The 22,830-nt window shown below is 61.6% G+C and carries 15 protein-coding genes; 7 read left to right on the forward strand and 8 right to left on the reverse strand.

What is annotated here, in order from left to right:
- Positions 1 to 147: 147 nt before the first annotated feature.
- Positions 148 to 852 carry a trehalose operon repressor gene (gene treR / locus ACP7C6_RS08510; RefSeq protein ID WP_028617833.1) on the reverse strand — a complete coding sequence of 235 codons (705 nt, stop codon included), beginning with the start codon at positions 850 to 852 and terminating at the stop codon, positions 148 to 150.
- A 238-nt stretch (positions 853 to 1,090) separates the two neighbouring features.
- Here treR and treP point away from each other — a divergent pair, with 238 nt between their 5' ends.
- The 5 genes from treP to ACP7C6_RS08535 all read left to right on the forward strand — a co-directional run bounded on the left by treP (position 1,091) and on the right by ACP7C6_RS08535 (position 8,461).
- Positions 1,091 to 2,533 carry a PTS system trehalose-specific EIIBC component gene (gene treP, locus ACP7C6_RS08515; RefSeq protein ID WP_028617832.1) on the forward strand — a complete coding sequence of 481 codons (1,443 nt, stop codon included), beginning with the start codon at positions 1,091 to 1,093 and terminating at the stop codon, positions 2,531 to 2,533.
- Between the two features lie 119 nt (positions 2,534 to 2,652).
- A complete protein-coding gene (gene treC / locus ACP7C6_RS08520; protein WP_353632197.1) occupies positions 2,653 to 4,299 on the forward strand; it encodes an alpha,alpha-phosphotrehalase in 1,647 nt (548 codons plus the stop codon).
- Between the two features lie 94 nt (positions 4,300 to 4,393).
- The gene (locus ACP7C6_RS08525; protein ID WP_028617830.1) at positions 4,394 to 5,614 is read left to right on the forward strand and encodes a maltoporin; all 1,221 of its coding nucleotides are present in this window, start codon (positions 4,394 to 4,396) and stop codon (positions 5,612 to 5,614) included.
- 49 nt (positions 5,615 to 5,663) lie between these two features.
- Positions 5,664 to 8,180 (forward strand): phosphoenolpyruvate--protein phosphotransferase, encoded by a 2,517-nt coding sequence (gene ptsP, locus ACP7C6_RS08530; RefSeq protein WP_426108618.1) that lies wholly within the window; start codon positions 5,664 to 5,666, stop codon positions 8,178 to 8,180.
- A 2-nt stretch (positions 8,181 to 8,182) separates the two neighbouring features.
- Positions 8,183 to 8,461, forward strand: a complete 279-nt coding sequence (locus ACP7C6_RS08535) for a PTS transporter subunit EIIB (protein WP_028617828.1) — start codon at positions 8,183 to 8,185, stop codon at positions 8,459 to 8,461.
- A gap of 45 nt (positions 8,462 to 8,506) precedes the next feature.
- Here ACP7C6_RS08535 and mltF read toward each other — a convergent pair whose 3' ends face one another.
- Complete coding sequence (gene mltF / locus ACP7C6_RS08540; RefSeq protein WP_426108619.1) at positions 8,507 to 9,967, reverse strand: membrane-bound lytic murein transglycosylase MltF; 1,461 nt, start codon at positions 9,965 to 9,967, stop codon at positions 8,507 to 8,509.
- Between the two features lie 287 nt (positions 9,968 to 10,254).
- Here mltF and purL point away from each other — a divergent pair, with 287 nt between their 5' ends.
- The gene (gene purL / locus ACP7C6_RS08545; RefSeq protein ID WP_426108620.1) at positions 10,255 to 14,151 is read left to right on the forward strand and encodes a phosphoribosylformylglycinamidine synthase; all 3,897 of its coding nucleotides are present in this window, start codon (positions 10,255 to 10,257) and stop codon (positions 14,149 to 14,151) included.
- Between the two features lie 4 nt (positions 14,152 to 14,155).
- Complete coding sequence (locus ACP7C6_RS08550; RefSeq protein ID WP_028617825.1) at positions 14,156 to 14,467, forward strand: NGG1p interacting factor 3 protein, NIF3; 312 nt, start codon at positions 14,156 to 14,158, stop codon at positions 14,465 to 14,467.
- A 437-nt stretch (positions 14,468 to 14,904) separates the two neighbouring features.
- Here ACP7C6_RS08550 and nagE read toward each other — a convergent pair whose 3' ends face one another.
- The 6 genes from nagE to ACP7C6_RS08580 form a co-directional block, all read right to left on the reverse strand.
- Positions 14,905 to 16,611 (reverse strand): N-acetylglucosamine-specific PTS transporter subunit IIBC, encoded by a 1,707-nt coding sequence (nagE, locus tag ACP7C6_RS08555; protein ID WP_028617824.1) that lies wholly within the window; start codon positions 16,609 to 16,611, stop codon positions 14,905 to 14,907.
- Positions 16,612 to 16,638: 27 nt separating this feature from the next.
- The gene (gene ptsP / locus ACP7C6_RS08560; protein ID WP_426108779.1) at positions 16,639 to 19,149 is read right to left on the reverse strand and encodes a phosphoenolpyruvate--protein phosphotransferase; all 2,511 of its coding nucleotides are present in this window, start codon (positions 19,147 to 19,149) and stop codon (positions 16,639 to 16,641) included.
- Between the two features lie 29 nt (positions 19,150 to 19,178).
- Complete coding sequence (locus ACP7C6_RS08565) at positions 19,179 to 20,189, reverse strand: SIS domain-containing protein (protein ID WP_426108780.1); 1,011 nt, start codon at positions 20,187 to 20,189, stop codon at positions 19,179 to 19,181.
- Positions 20,182 to 21,288 (reverse strand): N-acetylglucosamine-6-phosphate deacetylase, encoded by a 1,107-nt coding sequence (gene nagA / locus ACP7C6_RS08570; RefSeq protein ID WP_028617821.1) that lies wholly within the window; start codon positions 21,286 to 21,288, stop codon positions 20,182 to 20,184. The genes ACP7C6_RS08565 and nagA overlap by 8 nt, the downstream gene beginning before the upstream one ends.
- A gap of 10 nt (positions 21,289 to 21,298) precedes the next feature.
- Entirely contained in the window at positions 21,299 to 22,057 is a 759-nt protein-coding gene (locus ACP7C6_RS08575; protein WP_016977704.1) for a GntR family transcriptional regulator, read from the reverse strand.
- Positions 22,058 to 22,319: 262 nt separating this feature from the next.
- Entirely contained in the window at positions 22,320 to 22,823 is a 504-nt protein-coding gene (locus ACP7C6_RS08580; RefSeq protein WP_028617820.1) for a L,D-transpeptidase family protein, read from the reverse strand.
- Between the last annotated feature and the right edge of the window lie 7 nt (positions 22,824 to 22,830).

Below are 22,830 nucleotides of genomic sequence, written 5' to 3' on the forward strand. Positions count from 1 at the left end.
GGTTTTGTGTTTATGGAATACGGTAAATGGATCACCCCGATTCTCTGTAGGAGCTGGCTTGCCAGCGATGAGGCCCATGAATGATGTGGCGGGTTCAAGGATGCCATCGCCGGCAAGCCGGCTCCTACAGTGGGCGCGTCAGGCTGCTCAACGCCGCGCAATATCCGAAAAGTAAAACTTATCCAACGTATGCCGCGACTCGGTGTACTCGAACTGCCGCCCGTCCTGCAAAAACGTCTGGTTACTCACCACGATCACATGGCTCTGCCCTTCGAGGTCGAGGTGTGTCTGGTCGTCCTTGCCGCGGGGCAGGGCTTCGATGGTGCGTTGGGCGTAGGCGATTTGCAGCTGCAACGTCTGTTCGATAAACGCGTAGATCGACTGTTCGGCGATGTCGCGGTCCAACCCCGGAATCACCTCGGCAACGAAATGGTTGATGTCGAGGATCACCCGTTTGCCGCCGATGCGCCGTACCCGTTTGATGCGGGTGATCAGGGTGCCGGGTTCGGCTTCGATGTGTTGCAGCAGTGAGCCTTCCAGCGGGAATTGAGTGAATTCGACCACTTCGGTACGTACGTCATCGCCCAGGTCGGCGTGGGTTTCGTGGAAGCTGACGATGCCGCCCAGTTGGAACTCGATCGGGTTGGGCGACAACACGAAAGTGCCCTTGCCGTGGATTTTTTGCGCAAAGCCACGCTCCTGCAACTGCTCGATGGCCCGACGCACGGTGCCTCGGCTGGCCTGGTAGCTGTCCATCAGTTCTGTTTCGGAGGGAAGGCGTGTGCCGCGCTGCAGGCGTTCGGTGGTGATGCTGGCAAGCAGATCCGTATAGATCTGGTTGTATTTGCTCATGGGGATGGCTCTTTGCCGGGGTTGCGGTCAAGGCAGGAACCTTAGTGGCAGAGCGGGGGTTTGTCCATTAGACCCTTGGATTTATGCGGCTTGTAGCCATGCGCTGTCCTACAAAAAATAAACAAAATGTAACTCGTACAGACGAGTTGTTGCTTTAACTCGTACAGACGAGTACTTTTGCCCTCGGCGTGCTGCCAATGACTGCCCCCAAATAAAAAAATCAAAGTGGAAACCAAGCATGAGCCACGACTATTCGACTATCGCCCGCGAGATTCTCGAGAACCTCGGGGGCAGCGACAACCTTGAGCAAGCTGCCCACTGCGTCACCCGTCTGCGCCTGGCGCTCAAGGACCCGAGCCTGGTCAACGGCAGTGCGCTGAACCAAGTGGATCTGGTCAAGGGCTCGTTCTTCACCGGCGGCCTGTTCCAGGTGGTGATCGGCCCCGGCGAAGTGGAAAAAGTCTACGCCGCCCTGCGCGAGCAGACCGGTCTCGCTGCCGCCACCATCGCCGACGTGAAGAAGAAGGGCGCCGACAAGACCAACGCCATGCAGCGTCTGGTGCGGGTGTTCTCCGACGTGTTCATGCCGATCCTGCCCGCGCTGATCATTGCCGGCCTGTTGATGGGCGTGAACAACCTGATGGGCGCCAAGGGCATGTTCATCGAGGGCAAGACGTTGCTGGAGGCCTACCCGAATCTGGATGGCCTGTGGAGCCTGATCAACCTGATGGCCAACACCTCGTTTGTGTTCCTGCCGGCGCTGGTGGGCTGGTCGGCGGCCAAGCGGTTTGGCGGCAGTGAAATCCTCGGCATCGTGCTTGGCCTGATGCTGGTGCATCCGGACCTGCTCAACGCCTGGAACTACGGCAAGGCGGTCGCCGGTCTCGACGGCCAGAGCCTGCCGTACTTCGATATTTTCGGCTGGTTCCAGATTGAAAAAGTCGGCTACCAGGGGCAGATCCTACCGATCCTGATGGCCGCCTATGTGATGAGCGTGATCGAGAAATGGTTGCGGGCGCGAGTGCCCAACGCGATTCAATTGCTGGTCGTGCCGATCACCACCATCGTCGTCACCGGCGTGTTGGCCCTGGCCATTATCGGTCCGGTAACGCGTCACCTCGGCATCCTGATCACTGAAGGCGTGGTCACCTTGTTCGACCTGGCACCGATGGTCGGCGGGGCGATTTTCGGCCTGCTGTATGCGCCGTTGGTGATCACCGGCATGCACCACATGTTCCTCGCCGTGGACCTGCAGCTTATTTCTACTCAGGGCGGCACCTTTATCTGGCCAATGATCGTCATGTCCAACCTGGCCCAGGGCAGCGCTGCGCTTGCGGTGTTCTACATGACCCGCAATGCGCGGGATAAAAGCATGGCGTCGACCTCGGCGATTTCGGCTTACTTCGGCATTACTGAGCCGGCGATGTTCGGGGTGAATTTGCGTTTCAAGTTTCCGTTCTATGCGGCCTTGGTGGGCTCGGGATTGGGCAGCATTTTCCTCGCGCTGAACAAGGTGCAGGCCTCGGCCATCGGGGTGGGAGGCTTGCCTGGGTTTATCTCGATCGTGCCGCAATCCATCGCGGTGTTTGTGATTGGCATGGTCATCGCGATGGTGGTGCCGTTTGTTTTGACCTGTGCGTTGAGCATCAAGATTGTTCGGCCTGGGTACAGGGTCGCCTGACCCGACGCCATCGCAGGCAAGCCAGCTCCCACATTTGAAACGCGTTCCCCTGTGGGAGCCGGGCTTGCCCGCGATGAGGCCCGAGAGGCCTGTACACAAATCAACTGAAGGAACCCACCATGCAAGACTGGCAACACTCGGTGATCTACCAGATCTACCCGAAAAGCTTCCACAGCCATGCGGGTAACGCCACCGGTGACCTGCTGGGCATCGTGGACAAACTCGACTACCTCAAATGGCTGGGTGTCGACTGCCTGTGGATCACCCCCTTCCTGCGCTCGCCGCAACGGGACAACGGCTACGACATCAGCGACTACTACGCCATCGACCCCAGCTACGGGACCATGGCCGATTGCGACCTGCTGATCAGTGAAGCGGCCAAGCGCGGCATCAAGTTGATGCTGGATATCGTGGTCAACCACACCTCCATCGAACACGAATGGTTCCAGCAGGCACGCAGTAGCCTCGACAACCCTTACCGCGATTTCTACATCTGGCGCGACCAGCCGAACAACTGGGAATCCAAGTTCGGCGGTTCGGCCTGGGAATACGAGGCGCAAACCGGCCAGTACTTCCTGCACCTGTTCGACCACACCCAGGCCGACCTGAATTGGGACAACCCCAAGGTGCGCGCCGAAGTGTTCAAGCTGATGCGCTTCTGGCGCGACAAGGGCGTGGGCGGCTTCCGCCTGGATGTGATCAACCTGATCTCCAAGCCCGCCGATTTCCCCGAGGACAACACCGACGGCCGTCGCTTCTACACCGACGGCCCGAACGTGCACGACTACCTGCAGGAAATGCACCGCGAAGTCTTCGAAGGGCATGACTTGATCAACGTCGGTGAGATGTCGTCCACCAGCCTGGAACACTGCATTCGCTATTCGCGGCCGGAGTCGAAAGAGCTGTCGATGACCTTCAACTTTCATCACCTGAAAGTCGATTACCCGAACCTGCAGAAATGGGTGAAGGCCGATTTTGACTTCCTGCAACTCAAGCGGATCTTCTCCGACTGGCAACTGGGCATGCAGGCCGGTGGTGGCTGGAATGCGCTCTTCTGGTGTAACCACGACCAGCCACGGGTGGTCTCGCGTTTCGGCAATGACGGCGAGCATCGCGTGGTCTCGGCCAAGATGTTGGCGACTGCGCTGCACTTCCTCCAGGGCACGCCGTTTGTGTACCAGGGCGAAGAGCTGGGCATGACCAATCCTGGCTTCGACAGGATCGAGCAGTACCGCGATGTAGAGACCTTGAACATCTTCCGCCTCAAGCGCGATGCGGGTGAGTCCGAGGCGTCGAGCATGGCCGCGATCATGCAGAAGTCCCGCGACAACGGCCGTACGCCGATGCAGTGGAGTGCCGGGGAAAATGCCGGTTTCAGCAGCGGTGAGCCGTGGATTGGCATTCCGGCCAACGCGGCGCAGATCAACGTCGAAAGCCAACTGGATGACCCGGACTCAGTGCTGCATCACTACCGCGCGCTGATCGCCTTGCGTCGTCACGAACCGCTGATCCAGAAGGGCGTGTATCGCCAACTGCTGCAGGACCATTTGCACGTCTGGGCCTACCTGCGCGAGGGCCATGGCGAACGCCTGCTGGTGCTGAACAACTTCTACGGCACGCCCTGCGAAATCCAGCTGCCGGACAACGTGATCAACCCGGCCGGCGAACAGCGCCTGCTAATCAGCAACTACCCCGACTGCCCGCAACGTACCGCCACGGTAGCGCTGCGTCCCTACGAATCGTTTGTGCTGCACCTGAAAGACTGAAACACCGCGACCCACTGTAGGAGCCGGCAAGCCGACTCCTACAAGGGAGCGTGCACCACGCAATAACAATAAGAAAAAATATTAGGAGCGTTTTATGAAAACAAGAATAAAGCTGGGCCTCGTTGCGTCTTGTCTAAGCCTGCCGTTTGGCGCTCAAGCCCTGGAATTTGCCGGTTACCTGCGCAGCGGCGCGGGCACCTCGACGGGCAGCGGTCCACAGCAATGTTTCCAACTGCCGGGGGCGCAATCCAAATACCGCCTGGGTAACGAATGCGAACAATACGCCGAGCTGGAACTGCGCCAGGACCTGCTCACCCTCGACGACGGCTCGGTGCTCAGCGTCGATGCCATGGCATCGCTCTACAACAAGTACGACCGTGAGCTGAAGTTCCAGGGCGAGAACAATGGCTCGGCGCGCATGCCGCAGATGTATGCGCAATGGTCCAACCTGCCCAGCCTCAATGGCGGTTCGGTGTGGGCCGGTCGGCGTTACTACAAACGAAACGACATCCATATCTCAGACTTCTACTATTGGAACCAGAGCGCCACGGGTGGGGGGATCGAGGACGTGCTGATCGGCGACCTCAAGTACAGCTACGCGATTTCCCGCAAGGACAACCTGTACCAGAAGGAATACGCCACCCGTCACGACTTCAACGTCGCAGGTTTCAAGACCAACCCCGGCGGTGAGCTGGAATTGGGCTTGAGTTACATCGAAAAAGCCGGCGGGCGCGACACCAACAGCGGTTGGGCGATCACCGCGCAGCACGTGCAAAAACCTTTCCTCGGTGGCAAGAACAAGTTCGCTTTGCAGTACGGCGAGGGCCCCGGCACCGGCCTGGGTTACACCGGCAATACCTTCCTGGACAACAGCAGCAAAAGTTACCGCGCCGTGGAGTTTTTCGACTGGCAGGTGACCCCGCGTTTTGGCGGGCAGATCGAGGCCGTGTATCAGAAAGACATTCGCCCAGGCTCAAGCGACCAGACCTGGATGTCCCTCGGTGTGCGCCCGGCATACGCCATCAGCGAGCAATTCAAACTGGTCACCGAGCTTGGGCATGATCAAGTCGAGGCCACGGGCGGAACGCGCAAGCTGAGCAAATTTACCTTCGCCCCGACCTGGTCGCCCAAAGGCCCGGATTTCTGGGCTCGTCCGGAGGTGCGCTTGTACTACACCTATGCAACCTGGAACGAAGCGGCCAAGCGTGCGGCGAATGAATTGGCGGCGGGGTCGGCGTTGTCCGATACCGGTGCCTATGGCACGGCGCGACATGGGTCGAACTTTGGCGTGCAGGTTGAGTACTGGTGGAAGTAATCCTTCCTCCGCTCAATGATATCTACAGAACAAAACAGCAGGTGAAGTCATGACCACAACTCAACCCCTGGAATTGCTGGCGCCCTTGTCGGGTGTGCTGCTGGCGCTGGACAAGGTGCCGGACCCGGTTTTCTCCAGCCGCCTGATCGGCGATGGCCTGTGCATCGACCCCACGTCGCAGACGCTCTGCGCGCCGCTGGCCGGGGTGATCAGCAATATTCAGGACAGTGGGCATGCGGTCAGTGTCACCGACGACAACGGCGTCCAGGTGCTGATGCATATCGGCCTGGACACCGTGAACCTGGCGGGCCAGGGTTTCACCCGGTTGGTGCAGGAAGGCCAGCGGGTGGAGGTCGGGCAGCCGTTGATCGAATTCGATGCCGACTACGTGGCACTCAACGCACGCAGTTTGCTGACCTTGATGCTGGTGGTCAGCGGCGAGCCCTTCAGCCTGTTGGCGGACGGCCTGGTGCAAATGGGCCAGCCGCTGTTGCAGTTATCCCCAAGTGCGGTCGTGGAAGCAGCGGACGAAGAGGAGGGCGATGCAGTGTTCTCCAAGCCGCTGACCTTGCCCAACGCCAACGGCCTGCACGCCCGCCCGGCAGCGGTATTTGCCCAGGCGGCGAAAGGTTTCAACGCCAGTATTTACCTGCACAAGCAAACCCAGAGTGCCAACGCCAAATCGCTGGTGGCGATCATGGCGTTGCAAACCGTGCAGGGCGATACCTTGCAAGTGAGCGCGGCGGGCGAGGACGCCGAGGCGGCGATCAAGGCGCTGGTGGTCTTGTTGGCTGAAGGCTGTGGCGAGGTAGTGGCAAGCATTGCCGAGCCGGTCGCAACGCAGTCGCCGGCAACCTTGCTGCGGGGCGTGTGCGCATCACCGGGCTCGGCGTTTGGTCAGGTCGTTCAAGTGACCGAACCGGAGTTAATCATCACGGCGCAAGGCACGGATGAAGCAACGGAACGCGCTGCTTTGACGCGCGGCTTGCTCGCCGCCACTGAAGCGTTGCAGGTTTTGCAGGACAAGGCGGCTGGCAGCGCTCAGGCCGAGATTTTTCGCGCGCATCAGGAGTTGCTCGAAGACCCGACCTTGCTGGAACATGCCCACCGCCTACTGGCTGAAGGCAAGAGTGCCGCGTTCGCCTGGAACAGTGCGACGCTCGCGACCATCAAGCTATTCCAGGGGTTGGGCAACGCGCTGATCGCTGAGCGTGCGGCAGACTTGGCGGACGTCGGCCAGCGCGTGCTGAAACTGATCCTGGGCATCCAAGACAGCGCCTGGGAGTTGCCGGAGCGCGCGATCCTGATCGCCGAACAACTGACGCCTTCACAGACCGCCAGCCTTGACACACGCAAGGTGCTGGGGTTTGTCACTGTCGGTGGTGGCGCGACCAGCCACGTCGCAATCCTCGCCCGTGCCCTGGGCCTGCCGGCTATCTGCGGTGTTTCGGCTCAGGTGTTGGCGGTGGCCAATGGCAAGCAGGTGCTGCTCGACGCCGACAAAGGCGAGCTGCACCTCGAACCGAACCTGGCCGAAATCGAGCAGCTGGACGTTGCGCGTAAACAACAGGTGCTCCGCCATCAGCGCGATGTGGCGCAGGCGTCGTTACCTGCCACTACCCGCGATGGTCATCACGTTGAAGTCACTGCCAACGTGGCTTCGTTGCAGGAAGTCGAGCAATCCCTGACCCTCGGCGGCGAAGGCGTCGGCCTGCTGAGATCGGAGTTCCTGTATCTGGATCGCAACCGTGCCCCAAGTCCCGACGAACAGGCAGCGACCTACACCGCGATCGCCCGTGCCCTGGGCACCGAGCGCAACCTGGTGGTGCGCACCCTCGACGTGGGTGGCGACAAACCCTTGGCCTATGTGCCGATGGACGCCGAGACCAACCCCTTCCTCGGTCTGCGCGGCATTCGTTTGTGCCTGGAACGCCCGGAACTGCTGCGCGAACAATTCCGCGCGATCCTCGCCAGCGCCGGTTTTGCACGGCTGCACATCATGTTGCCGATGATCAGCCTGCTGTCGGAACTGCACCTGGCGCGCAGGATCCTTGAAGAGGAAGCACTGGCGCTGGGGCTCACCGAGTTGCCAAAGCTGGGCATCATGATTGAAGTGCCGTCCGCCGCGCTGATGGCGGATGTGTTCGCGCCCCATGTAGATTTCTTCTCTATCGGCACCAACGACCTGACCCAGTACACGCTCGCCATGGACCGCGACCACCCGCGCCTGGCCAGTCAGGCCGACAGCTTCCATCCGGCGGTACTGCGCCTGATTGCCGCCACGGTCAAGGCCGCCCATGCCCATGGCAAGTGGGTGGGTGTGTGCGGCGCGTTGGCGTCCGAGGCGCTGGCGGTACCCGTATTGATCGGGCTGGGTGTGGACGAGTTGTCGGTCAGCGTGCCGTTGATCCCCACCATCAAAGCCACTGTGCGCGAGCTGGACCTGGCTGACTGCCAGATCATTGCCCGCCAGGTCCTGGGCCTGGAAGAAGCCGCCCAGGTGCGTGAGGCCTTGCGCCAATATCACGCGGCCACCGTAGAAACCTCACCTGTCGTGGAGCACTGAGTATGTTCGAGAAATTGCAGCGGGCGTTCTGGAAGGCCCTGACGCCGGATTTGATTGCCGAGACGGCCACTGCGCCGACGCAGAGCCTGTTGTCGGTCGAGGTGCTGAACGCGTTGGGTGGGGCGGATAACCTCAAGTCGCAGCAGCGTGTGGCGCTGACGCGGGTGAGGGTGCAGTTGCAGGATGTGGCGAAGGTGGATACTACGGCGTTAAAGGCAGCGGGGGTGCCAGGTGTGATGGTGCTGACGGGCGGAGTGGTGCATCTACTCACCGGCCTTTAAGCCTAGTGGAGATCCAAATGTGGGAGCGGTGTTTGGGAGTGTGTCTTACAACTGCGGGTTATCTTCTGGCGGCTTGGTCTTGTCCACACCCGGCACATGCAAGTTGCCTTCGACCACCTGGTTGCCTTCCAACTGCGGCTGGGTCACCCAGGTAAGGATGTCGTAGTAACGCCGGATGTTCGCCACGAAGTGCACCGGCTCACCACCCCGGGCATAACCGTAGCGGGTCTTGCTGTACCACTGCTTCTGCGACAGGCGCGGCAGCATCTTCTTCACGTCCAGCCACTTGTTCGGGTTCAGGCCTTCACGTTTGGCCAAGGTGCGGGCATCTTCCAGGTGACCGGTGCCGACGTTGTAGGCGGCGAGGGCAAACCAGGTGCGATCCGGCTCGGCAATGCTGTCGTCCAATTCATCCTTGATCTTGGCCAGGTACTTGGCGCCACCCATGATGCTTTGCTTGGGGTCCAGGCGGTTGGACACGCCCATCGCCTGGGCGGTGTTCTGGGTCAGCATCATCAGGCCGCGCACGCCGGTCTTGGAGGTGACGGCCGGCTGCCACAGTGACTCCTGATAGCCGATGGCTGCCAGCAGGCGCCAATCGACCTTTTCTTCCTTGGCATAAGCGCGGAAGTGTTTCTCGTATTTGGGCAACCGCTGCTGCAGATGCTGGGCAAAGGTGTAGGCGCCTACATAACCCAGAACATCGACATGCCCGTAGTAGCGGTCTTTCAGACGCTGCAACGTACCGTTCTTTTCGACTTTATCCAGGTAGCTGTTGACCTCGTTGAGCAGGCTGTTGTCTTCACCGGCGGCCACCGCCCAGCTCTGGTTGCTGGCGTTGCCCAGGTCGAACGCCACGCGCACGTTGGGGAAGTACACCTGGTTCATCGCCACTTCGTTGGAGTCCACCAGGGTCAGGTCGATTTGCCCTTCGTCCACCATGCGCAGCAGGTCGACCACCTCAACGGCGTCGGATTCTTCGTATTCAATCGCAGGATTCTGCTTTTTCAGCGCCGCCAGTTGCTCGGCGTGGGTGCTGCCCTTGAGCACCATGATCTTCTTGCCCACCAAATCGGCCGCGTTGGTCGGGCGCGACTGGCCGTTGCGGTAGATGATCTGCGGGGTGACTTCTAAATAAGGGTGGGAGAAACGCACCTGCGTCTGGCGCTGCTCGCTGCTGACCAGGCCGGCCGCTGCGAGAACCGGGCCGTTGGGTTTGCCCAGTTGGCCGAACAGGTCGTCGAGGTTGTCGGCGGTCTCGATCTCCAGCTTCACGCCCAGGTCATCGGCAAAGCGCTTGACCAGTTCGTATTCGAAACCGGTTTCACCGTTGCGGTCCTGGAAATAGGTCGCCGGGCTGTTCCGGGTGACCACCCGCAATACGCCATCCTCCTTGATTCGCTCGAGCGTGCTGGGTTTATCAACACAGGCGCTGAGCATCAGGAAGAGTCCGGTGGCGATGAGCCATTTGGCGCATCGCGGGCGCAAAGCAGTTGGGGAGAACATCTGCGCAGTATACGCAAACGGCCCACGGCGCCATATCTCGACAGCGCGGGTCTTGTCTGCTAGCGCCGGTAAAACTGTGCTGCAGCCCGCAGAAACGGGGCTTGGCGCGCGATTGTGACGGTTAAAATAACTGCGCCGGATGCCGGGCATGCCCCCTCTAAAGGGGGGTAATCCGGCCAACTGACGTCCGGCAGCAGCCACCGGTAGCGTTTCGGGTGCCGTTGGCGGCGGTTTACGCTAGAATGCACGGCCTCAAAGCACACCCCCTTCCCGAGGCTGTCCCGAAGATGTTGATCCTGCGCGGCGCTCCTGCCCTTTCTGCCTTTCGCCACAGCAAACTCCTTGAGCAACTGAGCCAAAAGGTTCCAGCTGTTACAGGCCTGTACGCTGAATTTGCTCACTTCGCCGACGTTACCGGCGTGTTGACCGCCGACGAACAGCAAGTGCTGGCACGCCTTCTGAAGTACGGCCCAAGCGTTCCGGTTCAAGAGCCTAATGGCCGCTTGTTCCTGGTTCTGCCGCGGTTCGGCACCATCTCGCCCTGGTCGAGCAAGGCCAGCGATATCGCCCGCAACTGCGGCCTGGAAAAAATCCAGCGCCTGGAGCGTGGTATCGCGTTCTACGTCGCCGGCCAGTTCAGCGATGGCGAAGCCGAGCTGATCGCCAGCAGCCTGCACGACCGCATGACCCAGATCATCGTCAGCCAGCTGGAACAGGCTGCCGGCCTGTTCAGCCACGCCGAGCCCAAGCCGCTGACCGCGATTGACGTGCTCGGCGGTGGCCGCGCCGCCCTCGAGAAGGCCAACACCGAGCTGGGCCTGGCCCTGGCTGAAGACGAGATCGACTACCTGGTCAACGCCTTCAACGGCTTGAAGCGCAACCCGCACGACATCGAACTGATGATGTTCGCCCAGGCCAACTCCGAGCACTGCCGTCACAAAATCTTCAACGCCAGTTGGGACATCGACGGCGAAAGCCAGGAAAAAAGCCTGTTCGGCATGATCAAGAACACCTACGTGATGCACAGCGAAGGCGTTCTGTCGGCTTATAAAGACAACGCCTCGGTGATCGTCGGCTCCGTCGCCGGCCGTTTCTTCCCGGACCCTGAAACCCGCCAGTACGGCGCGGTGCAGGAGCCGGTGCACATCCTGATGAAGGTTGAGACCCACAACCACCCGACCGCGATTGCCCCGTTCCCGGGCGCAGCCACAGGTTCCGGCGGCGAAATCCGTGACGAAGGTGCTACCGGCCGAGGCGCCAAGCCAAAGGCGGGCCTGACCGGTTTCACCGTGTCCAACCTGCAGATCCCAGGCTTTGAACAGCCATGGGAAGTGCCGTACGGCAAGCCTGAGCGCATCGTCACCGCGCTGGACATCATGATCGAAGGCCCGCTGGGCGGCGCCGCGTTCAACAACGAATTCGGGCGTCCGGCGCTGACCGGTTACTTCCGTACCTTCGAACAATCCATCACCACCCCGCGTGGCGATGAAGTGCGCGGCTACCACAAGCCAATCATGTTGGCCGGCGGCATGGGCAACATCCGTGAAGAACACGTCAAGAAAGGCGAGATCCTGGTCGGCTCCAAGCTGATCGTGCTCGGCGGCCCGGCGATGTTGATCGGCCTGGGCGGCGGCGCCGCTTCTTCCATGGCCACCGGCACCAGCTCGGCAGACCTGGACTTCGCTTCCGTACAGCGCGAAAACCCAGAGATGGAGCGTCGCTGCCAGGAAGTCATCGACCGTTGCTGGCAGTTGGGTGACAAGAACCCGATCAGCTTCATCCACGACGTCGGCGCGGGTGGTCTGTCCAACGCCTTCCCGGAACTGGTCAATGATGGCGACCGTGGTGGCCGTTTCGAACTGCGCAACATTCCTAACGACGAGCCGGGCATGGCCCCGCACGAAATCTGGAGCAACGAATCCCAGGAGCGCTACGTTCTGGCAGTCGGCGCTGAAGACTTCGCACGCTTCCAGGCCATCTGCGAACGCGAGCGTTGCCCGTTTGCGGTAGTCGGCGAAGCCACTGCCGAGCCACAGCTGACGGTTACCGACAGCCACTTCGGCAACAGCCCGGTGGACATGCCGCTGGAAGTGCTGCTGGGCAAAGCCCCGCGCATGCACCGTTCGGCTGTACGTGAAGCCGAGCTGGGCGATGATTTCGACCCAAGCCAACTGGAACTGGCCGACAGCATCGAACGCGTGTTGCACCACCCGGCCGTGGCGAGCAAAAGCTTCCTGATCACCATCGGCGACCGCACCATCACCGGCCTGGTGGCCCGTGACCAAATGGTCGGCCCGTGGCAGGTTCCGGTGGCTGACGTTGCCGTTACCGCCACCAGCTTCGACGTCTACACCGGTGAAGCCATGGCCATGGGCGAGCGCACACCGCTGGCCCTGCTCGACGCCCCGGCGTCGGGCCGCATGGCCATTGGTGAAACCCTCACCAACATCGCGGCTTCGCGCATCGGTAAATTGTCCGACATCAAACTGTCGGCCAACTGGATGTCCGCTGCCGGCCACCCGGGTGAAGACGCGCGCCTGTACGACACCGTCAAGGCGGTCGGCATGGAGCTTTGCCCTGAGCTGGGTATCACCATTCCGGTGGGTAAGGACTCCATGTCCATGGCCACCCGTTGGAACGAAGACGGCATCGACAAGACGGTCACCTCGCCGCTGTCGCTGATCGTCACCGGTTTCGCACCGGTCACTGACATCCGCCAGACCCTGACCCCGCAACTGCGCATGGACAAGGGCACCACCGACCTGATCCTGATCGACCTGGGCCGTGGCCAGAACCGCATGGGCGCCTCGATCCTGGCGCAGACCCATGGCAAGCTCGGCAAGCAGGCACCGGACATCGATGACGCCGAAGACCTCAAAGCCTTCTTCGCCGTGATCCAGGGCCTGAACGCCGACGGCCACCTGCTGGCTTACCACGACCGTTCCGACGGTGGTTTGCTGACCAGCGTTGTCGAGATGGCCTTCGCTGGCCACTGCGGTCTGAACATCGTGCTCGACAGCGTTGCCGAGGATGCTGCCGAAATCAACGGCATCCTGTTCAACGAAGAGTTGGGTGCGGTGATCCAGGTTCGCCAAGACGCTACACCGGACGTACTCGCCCAATTCAGCGCCGCTGGCCTGGACGACTGCGTGGCCGTGATCGGCCAGCCGATCAACAACGGCGAGATCAACATCTCGTTCAACGGCGACACCGTGTTTGCTGGCCAGCGCCGCTTGCTGCAACGCCAGTGGGCCGAGACCAGCTACCAGATCCAACGCCTGCGTGACAACGCCGACTGCGCCGAACAGGAATTCGACGTGATCCTGGAAGAAGACAACCCGGGCCTTAGCACCAAGCTCAGCTTCGACGTCAACCAGGACATCGCCGCGCCTTACATCAAGAAAGGTATCCGCCCACAGGTTGCCGTACTGCGTGAGCAGGGCGTCAACGGCCAGGTGGAAATGGCGGCTGCGTTCGACCGCGCCGGTTTCAATGCGATCGACGTGCACATGAGCGACATCCTCGCCGGTCGCGTTGACCTCAACGAGTTCAAAGGCCTGGTAGCCTGCGGCGGTTTCTCCTACGGCGACGTGCTGGGTGCCGGTGAAGGCTGGGCCAAGTCGGCCTTGTTCAACAGCCGTGCCCGCGATGCGTTCCAAGGCTTCTTCGAGCGCAACGACAGCTTCACCCTGGGTGTGTGCAACGGTTGCCAGATGATGTCCAACCTCAGCGAACTGATCCCGGGCAGCGAGTTCTGGCCGCACTTCGTGCGCAACCGTTCCGAGCAGTTCGAAGCCCGTGTCGCCATGGTGCAGGTGCAGGAGTCCAACTCGATCTTCCTGCAAGGCATGGCCGGTTCGCGCATGCCAATCGCCATTGCCCACGGTGAAGGCCATGCCGAGTTCGAAAGCGAAGAAGCGTTGCTCGAAGCCGACCTGTCCGGCACCGTCGCCCTGCGTTTTGTCGACAACCACGGCAAGGTCACCGAGACCTATCCGGCCAACCCGAACGGCTCGCCGCGCGGCATCACCGGCCTCACCAGCCGCGACGGTCGCGTGACCATCATGATGCCGCACCCGGAGCGTGTATTCCGCGCCGTGCAGAACTCGTGGCGTCCGGAAGAGTGGAACGAAGACGGCGCCTGGATGCGCATGTTCCGTAACGCTCGCGTGTGGGTGAACTAAGACGGTGTACAAGCTCGCCTTCTTTGTGCCCGACAGCCACGTGGAGACGGTGAAGACCGCCGTCTTTGCCGCTGGCGGCGGGCGCATCGGCAACTACGACAGCTGCGCCTGGCAAGTGCTGGGCCAGGGCCAATTCCGCGCGTTGGACGGCAGCCAGCCGTTTATCGGGCAGGTGGGCCAGGTTGAAGTGGTTGAAGAATGGAAGGTTGAGCTGGTGGTGGCGGACGAGTTGATCGTGGCTGTAGTGGCGGCGCTCAAACTCAGTCACCCGTATGAGACACCGGCGTATGAGGTGTGGCAGTTGGCGGATTTTTGATTCGTTGGCTGCATAAACACGAAACCCGCTGGGCCAGTTTGGTCAGCGGGTTTTTTGTCGGCTGTTAGGGCCTCATCGCGGGCAAGCCCGGCTCCCACATTCGACCGCGTTGTCATGTCGTACATCAATCACTGTGGGAGCTGGCTTGCCTGCGATGGCGTCGGTACAGGCGCCTCAGATCTCTCCCACAGGTCTTTCAGGTTGTCCCTCGGAACTCCTCTCACTAATCTTCACCAGTCGCTGCCAATTCAGCGACCGGGACTGCAAGCCCGCCGAAATCATGTGTTGGACATGAATGAGATTCCTGGTCTCAACACTCCAGTCGCCAGTTAAGGCCAATCGCTGGCAAGCCAGCTCCCACATTTTGAATGTATTCACAGATAAAAAATGTGGGAGGCGGGCTTGCCCGCGATGGGGCCTGTTCAGGCAAAGATTTGTTAGGCCCCAGCCACAATCTGGCGACCGCTGACCAACCGCTCCAACGCGTCACCCAAGCCCGACGCTTTGTCACCAATCAACAAGTGCCAAACACCGCTTTCCAGCTGGCTCACACCCTGGCAACCCAGAGCCGTCAGGTCAGCTTCAGACAACACCGAGTCATCCCCTAACTCCACCCGCAACCGCGTCATCGCCACCGCTTCCAACTGGCGAACATTCCCTCGGCCACCCAAGGCATTCAGCCACTTCTCGGCTTCCTGCACATTCACCGCCACCGGTTTATCCACAGACGCAACCGCCACCGGCGCACTGGCAACAAACGAAGGCATGGCCAACCGAATCTCATCGGCAATGCTGTCTGCCATCGGCCCGACCACCACCTGCAAACTGCCGCCGTTACCTGGCCGGACGACCGCCATGGCACCCAGGGCTTTCAGCTGCGCATCCACCGCCTTGTTGCGATCCACCATGTCCAACCGCAGGCGCGTGGTGCAGGCGCCAACGCTCAGCAAATTCTGCGCACCGCCCAAGGCCTGGATGTAGGCCGTAGCGCGCTGGTTATCCGTCATCACCTCAGCCTGCACCACCTGGATATCTTCCCGCCCCGGCGTTTTCAGGTTGAAGCGGCGAATGCAGTAGTTGAACACGCTGTAGTAGATCAGCGCATAGGCCAAACCAACCGGGAATACCAGCCAGCCGTTGGTGGACTTGCCCCAGCCCAGCACCATGTCGATAAACCCACCGGAGAAGGTAAAGCCCAGGTGGATATTCAGCATATTGGTGACCGCCATCGACAGGCCGGTCAGCACCGCATGGATCAGGTACAGGAACGGTGCGAGGAACATGAACGCGAACTCAATCGGCTCGGTCACCCCGGTCAGGAACGAGGTCAGCGCCATCGATAGGAAAATCCCGCCCATTACTTTGCGGCGCTCGGGCAAGGCGTTGCGGTACATCGCCAGGCACGCGGCAGGCAGACCGAACAGCATCACCGGGAACATGCCGGTCATGAACTGGCCGCCTTTGGGGTCGCCAGCGAAGTAGCGGGTCAGGTCGCCCGTCACCACCGCGCCGGTGGCCGGATCGGTGAAGGTGCCGAACACAAACCACGCCATGTTGTTGAGGATGTGGTGCAGCCCGGTGACAATCAGCAGGCGGTTGAACACGCCAAACACAAACGCACCCAGGCTGCCGCTTTCCATCAACAACACGCCGAAGCTGTTGATGCCGTGCTGGATCGGCGGCCAGATCAAACCAAAGATCACGCCCAATCCGACCGCACTGAACCCGGTGACGATCGGCACGAACCGTCGTCCACCAAAGAACGCCAGGTACTCCGGTAGCTTGATGTCCTTGAAGCGGTTGTACAGCCCGCCTGCCATCAGGCCGCTGGCGATACCGGCAAGCATGCCCATGTTGATGGACGTGTCCATCACCTTGAGCGTGGAGACCATCACCAGGTAACCAATCGCACCCGCCAAACCGGCCGTGCCGTTGTTGTCGCGGGCAAACCCCACGGCAATGCCGATGGCGAAGATCAGCGCCAGGTTGGCGAAGATCGCCTGCCCGGCGTCGTGCATCACCGCGATGTTCAAAAGATCGGTGTCGCCCAGGCGCAGCAAGAGGCCGGCGATCGGCAGGATCGCAATCGGCAGCATCAGTGCACGGCCCAGGCGTTGCAGGCCTTCGATGAAATGTTGGTACATGGCGAGTCTCCTTTTTTCTTGTTGTTGTCAGCTCAGCGGCCAGTGGTGTTGACAGGCTTGGCGAACGGCTTTGGCGCTGCTCAGGTCGACCAGCCCTTGGCTCAGTTGCCGGCATTGCGCCGCGTCCAGGTGGCGGACACGGTCCTTGATTTCTCCGATCTGCGGCGGGCTTACCGACAGCTCGCTGACACCCAGGCCCACCAGGACCGGTGTGGCCAACGGGTCGGAGGCGAGGGCGCCACACACACCGACCCAGCGCCCGTGTTTTGCAGCCCCAGCACAGGTCTGCGCGATCAGCCGCAGCAGCGCCGGGTGCAGCGCATCGACGCGCGCGGCAAGGCCGGCGTGGTCGCGGTCCATGGCCAGGGTGTACTGGGACAGGTCATTGGTGCCGATGGACAGGAAGTCCGCGTGCTTGGCCAACTGCTCGGCCATCAGCGCGGCGGCGGGCACTTCGATCATCACGCCCAGTTCGGGGCGCTGGGTCAGTTCCAGCTCCACGCACAACTCATCCAAACGCTGGCGGATCTGCAGCAGCTCATCCACTTCACTGACCATCGGCAGCAGGATGCGGCAGCGCTCCAGTGGGGAGACCTGCAGCAGCGCGCGCAGTTGCTGGTCGAGCAGTTCCGGGCGCATTTGGGCCAGGCGAATACCGCGCAGGCCCAGCACCGGATTCGCTTCGACCGGCAGCGGCAGGTAGTCGAGCTGCTTGTCGCCGCCCACGTCGATGGTGCGGATGATCACCGACTTGTCGCCCATGGCATCCAGTACGGCTTGGTAGGCCTGGCGCTGCTCCTGTTCATCCGGTGCAGTGCGACGATCAACGAAGAGAAATTCGGTGCGCAGCAGGCCGACGCCATCGGCGCCATTTTCAAACGCCACCAGGGCTTCGGCACTGGAAGCGACATTGGCGGCCACTTCGATGGTCACGCCATCGCTGGTGCGCGCCGGCTGTTGAGCCTGGGCCTGTTGCTGCTGGCGACGCAGTTTCTGCGCGTCACGAATCTGGTGCACTTCGGCGTGGCGCGCGTCGCTGGGTGCCAGTTCCAGGCGGCCGTTGGCGGCGTCCAGCACCACACGTTGACCTTGGGGCACATCGAGGACTTCGGCACCCAACGCCACCACGCAGGGCAAACCTTTGCCGCGAGCCAGGATCGCCACGTGAGAGGTGGCGCCGCCTTCGGCCATGCAAATGCCGACGGCCTGTTGCGCGCTGAGTTGCAGCAGGTCTGAGGGGGTCAGTTCGTGGGCGCTGACAATCGACCCCGCGGGCAATTCGAAATGCCAGGCCTCACCCAGCAACGCACGCAGTACCCGTTGTTGCAAATCACGCAGATCGTTGGCGCGTTCGGCAAACAGTGGTTTGCCCAGGGCCAGCAATACCGCGCATTGCGCCTGGATTGCATCGCGCCAGGCGTGAGTCGCTGCGCTGCCTTTTTCGATGGAGCCGGTCGCGGCTTCCAGCAGGTTAGGATCCTCCATCAGCGCGAGGTGGGCGGCGAAGATGTCTTCTTCCTCGACGTTCTTGCGCTGGCGCGCTTGATCCAGAGTGATGCGAATTTCGCTGCGCACTTGCTCCAGGGCGGTGTCCAGGCGTTGCAGCTGCTCATCGGCAGTATGGTGGCCGGCGTCTGCCGGCAGTTCGATACCCGCCAGGCGGAACAGCGGCCCACATACGAGACCCGGAGCAGCACACACACCTTGCAACACGCCGGCTTCGGCGTTGGCTCGGCGTGGGGTGGCAACGACGGGGGCGTGGTGTTCGTGCTTGATGGCGGCGGACAAGGCCGCGACCAGTGCCTGCAACGCCGCCTCCGCATCCTTGCCGCGACAGCTCACACGCACTTCATCCCCTTCGCCAATACCCAGTCCCATCAAGCCAATCAAGCTGTCACACGAAGCTGATTTTTCACCGAAATGCAGCTGTGCCTGGCTGCTGAAACCCTGGGCCGTCTTGCGGATCAACGCCGCCGGACGCGCATGCAAACCACCGCGATGCGTGATGCGCACGCTGGCGCTGACTTCAGTGTCCGAGTTATCCACAGCGGTTTGAACCGCTGCCGCCGAACGCGCCACGACCTGCAACAACGGCTCGCCGACCTTGATCGATTGCCCGGCTACCGAACGCAATTCGAAACGTTCGCCATTGGTCAGGATGATCAGGCTGATCAAGCTCTTGCACTGGCGCGCAATGCGGTCCAGGTCAAACTGCACCAATGCTTGCCCCTTGCTCACCTTCGCGCCTTCCTTCACCAGCAAGGCAAAGCCTTCGCCGTTCAGTTCCACCGTATCGATGCCCACATGCATCAACACCTCGGCACCGTTCTGGGCGCGAATCGTCAGGGCGTGCCCGGTGCGCGCGACATGGATGATCACGCCGTCACAGGGCGCATGCAGGCAATCGTTCAGGGGGTCGATGGCAATACCATCGCCCATGGCGTGGCTTGCAAACACTTCATCAGGAACGTCGCCCAGGGTCAGCACGGGCCCGCTTAACGGGGCGCTGAGGGTCAATTCATTATTGTTGTAGGGCATCGGCACGGTACTCATCAGGAAAACGCCACTCAGTGAGTGCGGGTAACTTTGCTCAGGTGACGCGGCTGGTCCGGGTCCATGCCTCGGGCTTGCGCCAAACCTGCCGCCATCACGTAGAAACTCTGGATTGCCAGGATCGGGTCCAGGGTCTGGTGTTCGGCGCGGCTCAGGGTCAGGTCGCGCTCGACGATGTCATCCGGCGCAGCCAGCAATACATGGGCGCCGCGCTGGCGCATGTCGGCGGCCAGGCTCAGCAGGCCGGCTTGCTCGGCGCCGCGTGGGGCGAACACCAGCAAGGGGTAATTCTTGTCGATCAAGGCCATCGGCCCGTGACGCACTTCGGCGCTGCTGAAGGCTTCGGCCTGGATCGCCGAGGTTTCCTTGAGCTTGAGTGCAGCTTCCTGGGCGATGGCGAAACCGGCGCCGCGACCGATGACCATCAATTGCTGGCAGTCGCGCAGGGCGTCGATGGCAACCGTCCAATCTTGCTTGGCGGCGGCACGCAGGTCATCGGGCAGGGCGCGGCAGGCTTGCAGCAACTCCGTTTCCTGGTTCCAGTGGCCAATCAGCTGCGCGCTGGCGCTGAGGGTGGCGATGAAGCTTTTGGTCGCGGCCACACTGTGTTCCGGCCCGGCGCACAGCGGCACATGGAATTCGCAGGCGGCTTCCAGCGGCGAGTCTTCGGCGTTGACCAGCGAAATGCTCAGGGCACCGCGTTTACGTAGCAGACGCAGGCTGTTCACCAAGTCCGGACTTTGCCCCGACTGGGAGAAACCAAACGCCACCTGGCCGCTGACTTTCATTGGTGCCTGCAACAGGGTCACTACCGACATAGGCAACGACGCCACCGGAATGCCGACGTGCTGCATGGTCAGGTAGGCGAAATAGCTGGCGGCATGGTCCGAGCTGCCACGGGCGATGGTCATCGCCACCTGCGGCGGCTGACGGCGCAGGCGGCCGGCGATTTCCTCCAGCGCCGGGTCCAGGCGTTGCAGTTGGGCGGCCACGGCGTCGCAGGAGGCCAGGGCCTCTTCAAGCATTTTTGAAGTCAATGGTTTCTCCTTCGACCATTACGTCGGTGAGTGTCAGGGAGCGGTCCAGGCGCACGCAGTCGGCAAAGCTGCCGGGTTGCAGGCGGCCGCGTTCTTCCAGGCCCAGGTAGTCCGCAGGAAATTGCGACAGGCGCTGTGAGGCTTCGCTGATGGGCAGGCCGATCTTCACCAGGTTGCGCAGCGCCTGGTCCATGGTCAGCGTGCTGCCGGCGAGGGTGCCGTCGGCCAGGCGTACGCCGCCCAGGCATTTGGTCACGGTGTGGCTGCCCAGCTTGTATTCACCGTCGGGCATGCCGGCGGCGGCGGTGGAATCGGTGACGCAATACAGGCATGGGATCGAGCGCAACGCCACGCGCATGGCGCCGGGGTGAACGTGGAGCAGATCCGGGATCAATTCGGCGTATTTGGCGTGGGCCAACGCGGCGCCGACGATGCCCGGCTCGCGGTGATGCAACGGGCTCATCGCGTTGTACAAATGGGTAAAGCTGGTGGCTCCGGCGGCGAGGGCGGCGACGCCTTCTTCGTAGCTGCCCAGGGTGTGGCCGATCTGCATGCGCACGCCGCGTTCGCTGAGGGCGCGGATCAGGCCGTCGTGGCCGGCGATTTCCGGCGCGATGGTGATCACGCGAATTGGCGCCAGGCGCAGGTAGGCTTCCACTTCGGCCATCAACGCGGTGTGGGCGAAGTTGGGTTGGGCGCCGAGTTTTCCGGGATTGATGTAGGGCCCTTCCAGGTGCACGCCGAGTACACGGGCGCTGCCGGTAGGACGTTGCTCGCAGAACGTGCCGAGCTGGCCAAGCACGCTTGAGATTTCCTCCACCGGAGCGGTCATGGTGGTGGCCAGCAACGAGGTAGTACCAAAGCGCACATGGGTGCGGGTGATCGTCTCGAAGGCATCGCGGCCTTCCATGATGTCCGCGCCGCCACCGCCGTGCACATGCAGGTCGATAAAGCCCGGCAGCAGGTAGGGCAACTCGTTTTCAGCCGGGTCGCAGGGCGTGCCTTCGATGGCGACGACCTTGCCGTGCGCGTGCACCAGGCGGCCGCGAATCCAGCCGCTGGGCGTGAGGATGTTGTCTTCGGACATGGGCAGTTCTCTAAATTCGCAGTTCAGCGGAATAGTCGTGGCGACGCAGTTCTGCGACGAAGTCGTAGTAGTCGTTGCGGCAGTAGGTGTCGGTGATTTCGATCGGGGTGTTATCGGCGGTGTAGCCGACCCGGGTCATCAGCAGCATGGCGGTGCCGGGGGCGATGCCGACCAGCTTGGCGAACTCGTCCGAGGCGTTGATCGCCTGGATATGCTGCAGGGCGCGCACCACCGGTTTGCCGATGCCTTCCAGGTACTCGTACAGCGAGTGGCCGATGGCTTGTGGCTGTGGCAGCACCGAGGCGGGCATGGTGGTCATTTCAATTGCCATCACCGTGTCATCCGCCTTACGCAAGCGCTTGAGGCGAGCCACTTTGTCGGCGGGCGACAGGCCCAGGCGGATCATCTCTTCGTGGGTCGGCTGGGTCAGTTCACGCTCCAGCCATTGGGAGCTGGGCACGAAACCCTTGAGCCGCAGCATTTCGCTGAACCCCGACAGGCGCGACAGCGGCTGTTCCAAACGTGGCGAAATATAGGTGCCGGAACCTTGGTTGCGGCGGATCAGCCCTTGGGCAAACAACACTTCCAACGCCTTGCGTGCGGTGACGCGCGAAATGCTCAATTGCTCGCTGAGAACGCGTTCTGACGGCAGTGCCTGCTCGGACGTCCACTGGCCGGCATGGATCGCCGCTTCCAGTTTGCGCGCCAATTGCAGGTACAGCGGCGTGGATTGTTTGTCGTCGGGGCGCAGGGCCAGGATGGGATTCATCGTTAAGGTTTCCGATGCGGTTATTGGAGTGTTGTCGCCCGGTATGGGCCGGAAATTAATACCACTTAAATACCATGTCAATGCAGTCAAAATGGTGCAGGCATTGGTTTTCGGGCTCTGTAATGGGGCCTGGTATAAAGTGGTATTAGAGAGGTCTTTATCACGCGCAGAACTGCGCAGCCCGCGGGGGTGAACTGGTATTCACCGGCGGGCACGGGGCAGGGCAGGAATTTTTTCGAATTATTTTACGAACGGTACGAGATTACGGACGAATCTCGATCAGGGTGCCGTCTTTGACCAGGTTCCACACTTCGCGCATGTCCACGTTGCGCATGCCGATGCAGCCGTCGGTCCAGTCCAGGGTGTGGAACCACTGTTCCGGGTAATCCTCGGTGTCGGGGGTGCCGTGGATCATGATCATGCTGCCGGGCTTCACGCCTTCGCGGCGGGCGCGGGCGGCGTCGCTGATGTTTGGGTAGGAGATGTGCATGGCCAGGTTGAAGCGGTCGCTGGTCTTGCGCCAGTCGATCCAGTACAGGCCCTCTGGCGTACGGCGGTCGCCCTCGATCAGCTTGTGGCCCTTGGGGTTCTTGCCCAGGGAAATGCGGTAGGTCTTGAAAGGCTTGCCGTCGTTGATCAACTGCAATTGGTGGGCAGACTTGAGCACCAGGACTTTTTCGACAGGCTTGCCGCCCAGGGTTTGCACCGTAGAGGCTGGTGACAGCGTGGTGAACGACAGGCAGAGCAGGGCAAGCACCCAGCGCATCAAAGAC

This window comes from Pseudomonas sp. TWR1-1-4, from assembly GCF_049897165.1.
Lineage (GTDB): Bacteria > Pseudomonadota > Gammaproteobacteria > Pseudomonadales > Pseudomonadaceae > Aquipseudomonas > Aquipseudomonas canadensis.

Bases quoted from the DNA above. Each gene is read 5' to 3' on its own strand.
- treR (WP_028617833.1), bottom strand. From the start codon at position 852: ATGAGCAAATACAACCAGATCTATACGGATCTGCTTGCCAGCATCACC.
- treP (WP_028617832.1), top strand. From the start codon at position 1,091: ATGAGCCACGACTATTCGACTATCGCCCGCGAGATTCTCGAGAACCTC.
- treC (WP_353632197.1), top strand. From the start codon at position 2,653: ATGCAAGACTGGCAACACTCGGTGATCTACCAGATCTACCCGAAAAGC.
- ACP7C6_RS08525 (WP_028617830.1), top strand. From the start codon at position 4,394: ATGAAAACAAGAATAAAGCTGGGCCTCGTTGCGTCTTGTCTAAGCCTG.
- ptsP (WP_426108618.1), top strand. From the start codon at position 5,664: ATGACCACAACTCAACCCCTGGAATTGCTGGCGCCCTTGTCGGGTGTG.
- ACP7C6_RS08535 (WP_028617828.1), top strand. From the start codon at position 8,183: ATGTTCGAGAAATTGCAGCGGGCGTTCTGGAAGGCCCTGACGCCGGAT.
- mltF (WP_426108619.1), bottom strand. From the start codon at position 9,967: ATGTTCTCCCCAACTGCTTTGCGCCCGCGATGCGCCAAATGGCTCATC.
- purL (WP_426108620.1), top strand. From the start codon at position 10,255: ATGTTGATCCTGCGCGGCGCTCCTGCCCTTTCTGCCTTTCGCCACAGC.
- nagE (WP_028617824.1), bottom strand. From the start codon at position 16,611: ATGTACCAACATTTCATCGAAGGCCTGCAACGCCTGGGCCGTGCACTG.
- ptsP (WP_426108779.1), bottom strand. From the start codon at position 19,149: ATGCCCTACAACAATAATGAATTGACCCTCAGCGCCCCGTTAAGCGGG.
- ACP7C6_RS08565 (WP_426108780.1), bottom strand. From the start codon at position 20,189: ATGCTTGAAGAGGCCCTGGCCTCCTGCGACGCCGTGGCCGCCCAACTG.
- nagA (WP_028617821.1), bottom strand. From the start codon at position 21,288: ATGTCCGAAGACAACATCCTCACGCCCAGCGGCTGGATTCGCGGCCGC.
- ACP7C6_RS08575 (WP_016977704.1), bottom strand. From the start codon at position 22,057: ATGAATCCCATCCTGGCCCTGCGCCCCGACGACAAACAATCCACGCCG.
- ACP7C6_RS08580 (WP_028617820.1), bottom strand. From the start codon at position 22,823: ATGCGCTGGGTGCTTGCCCTGCTCTGCCTGTCGTTCACCACGCTGTCA.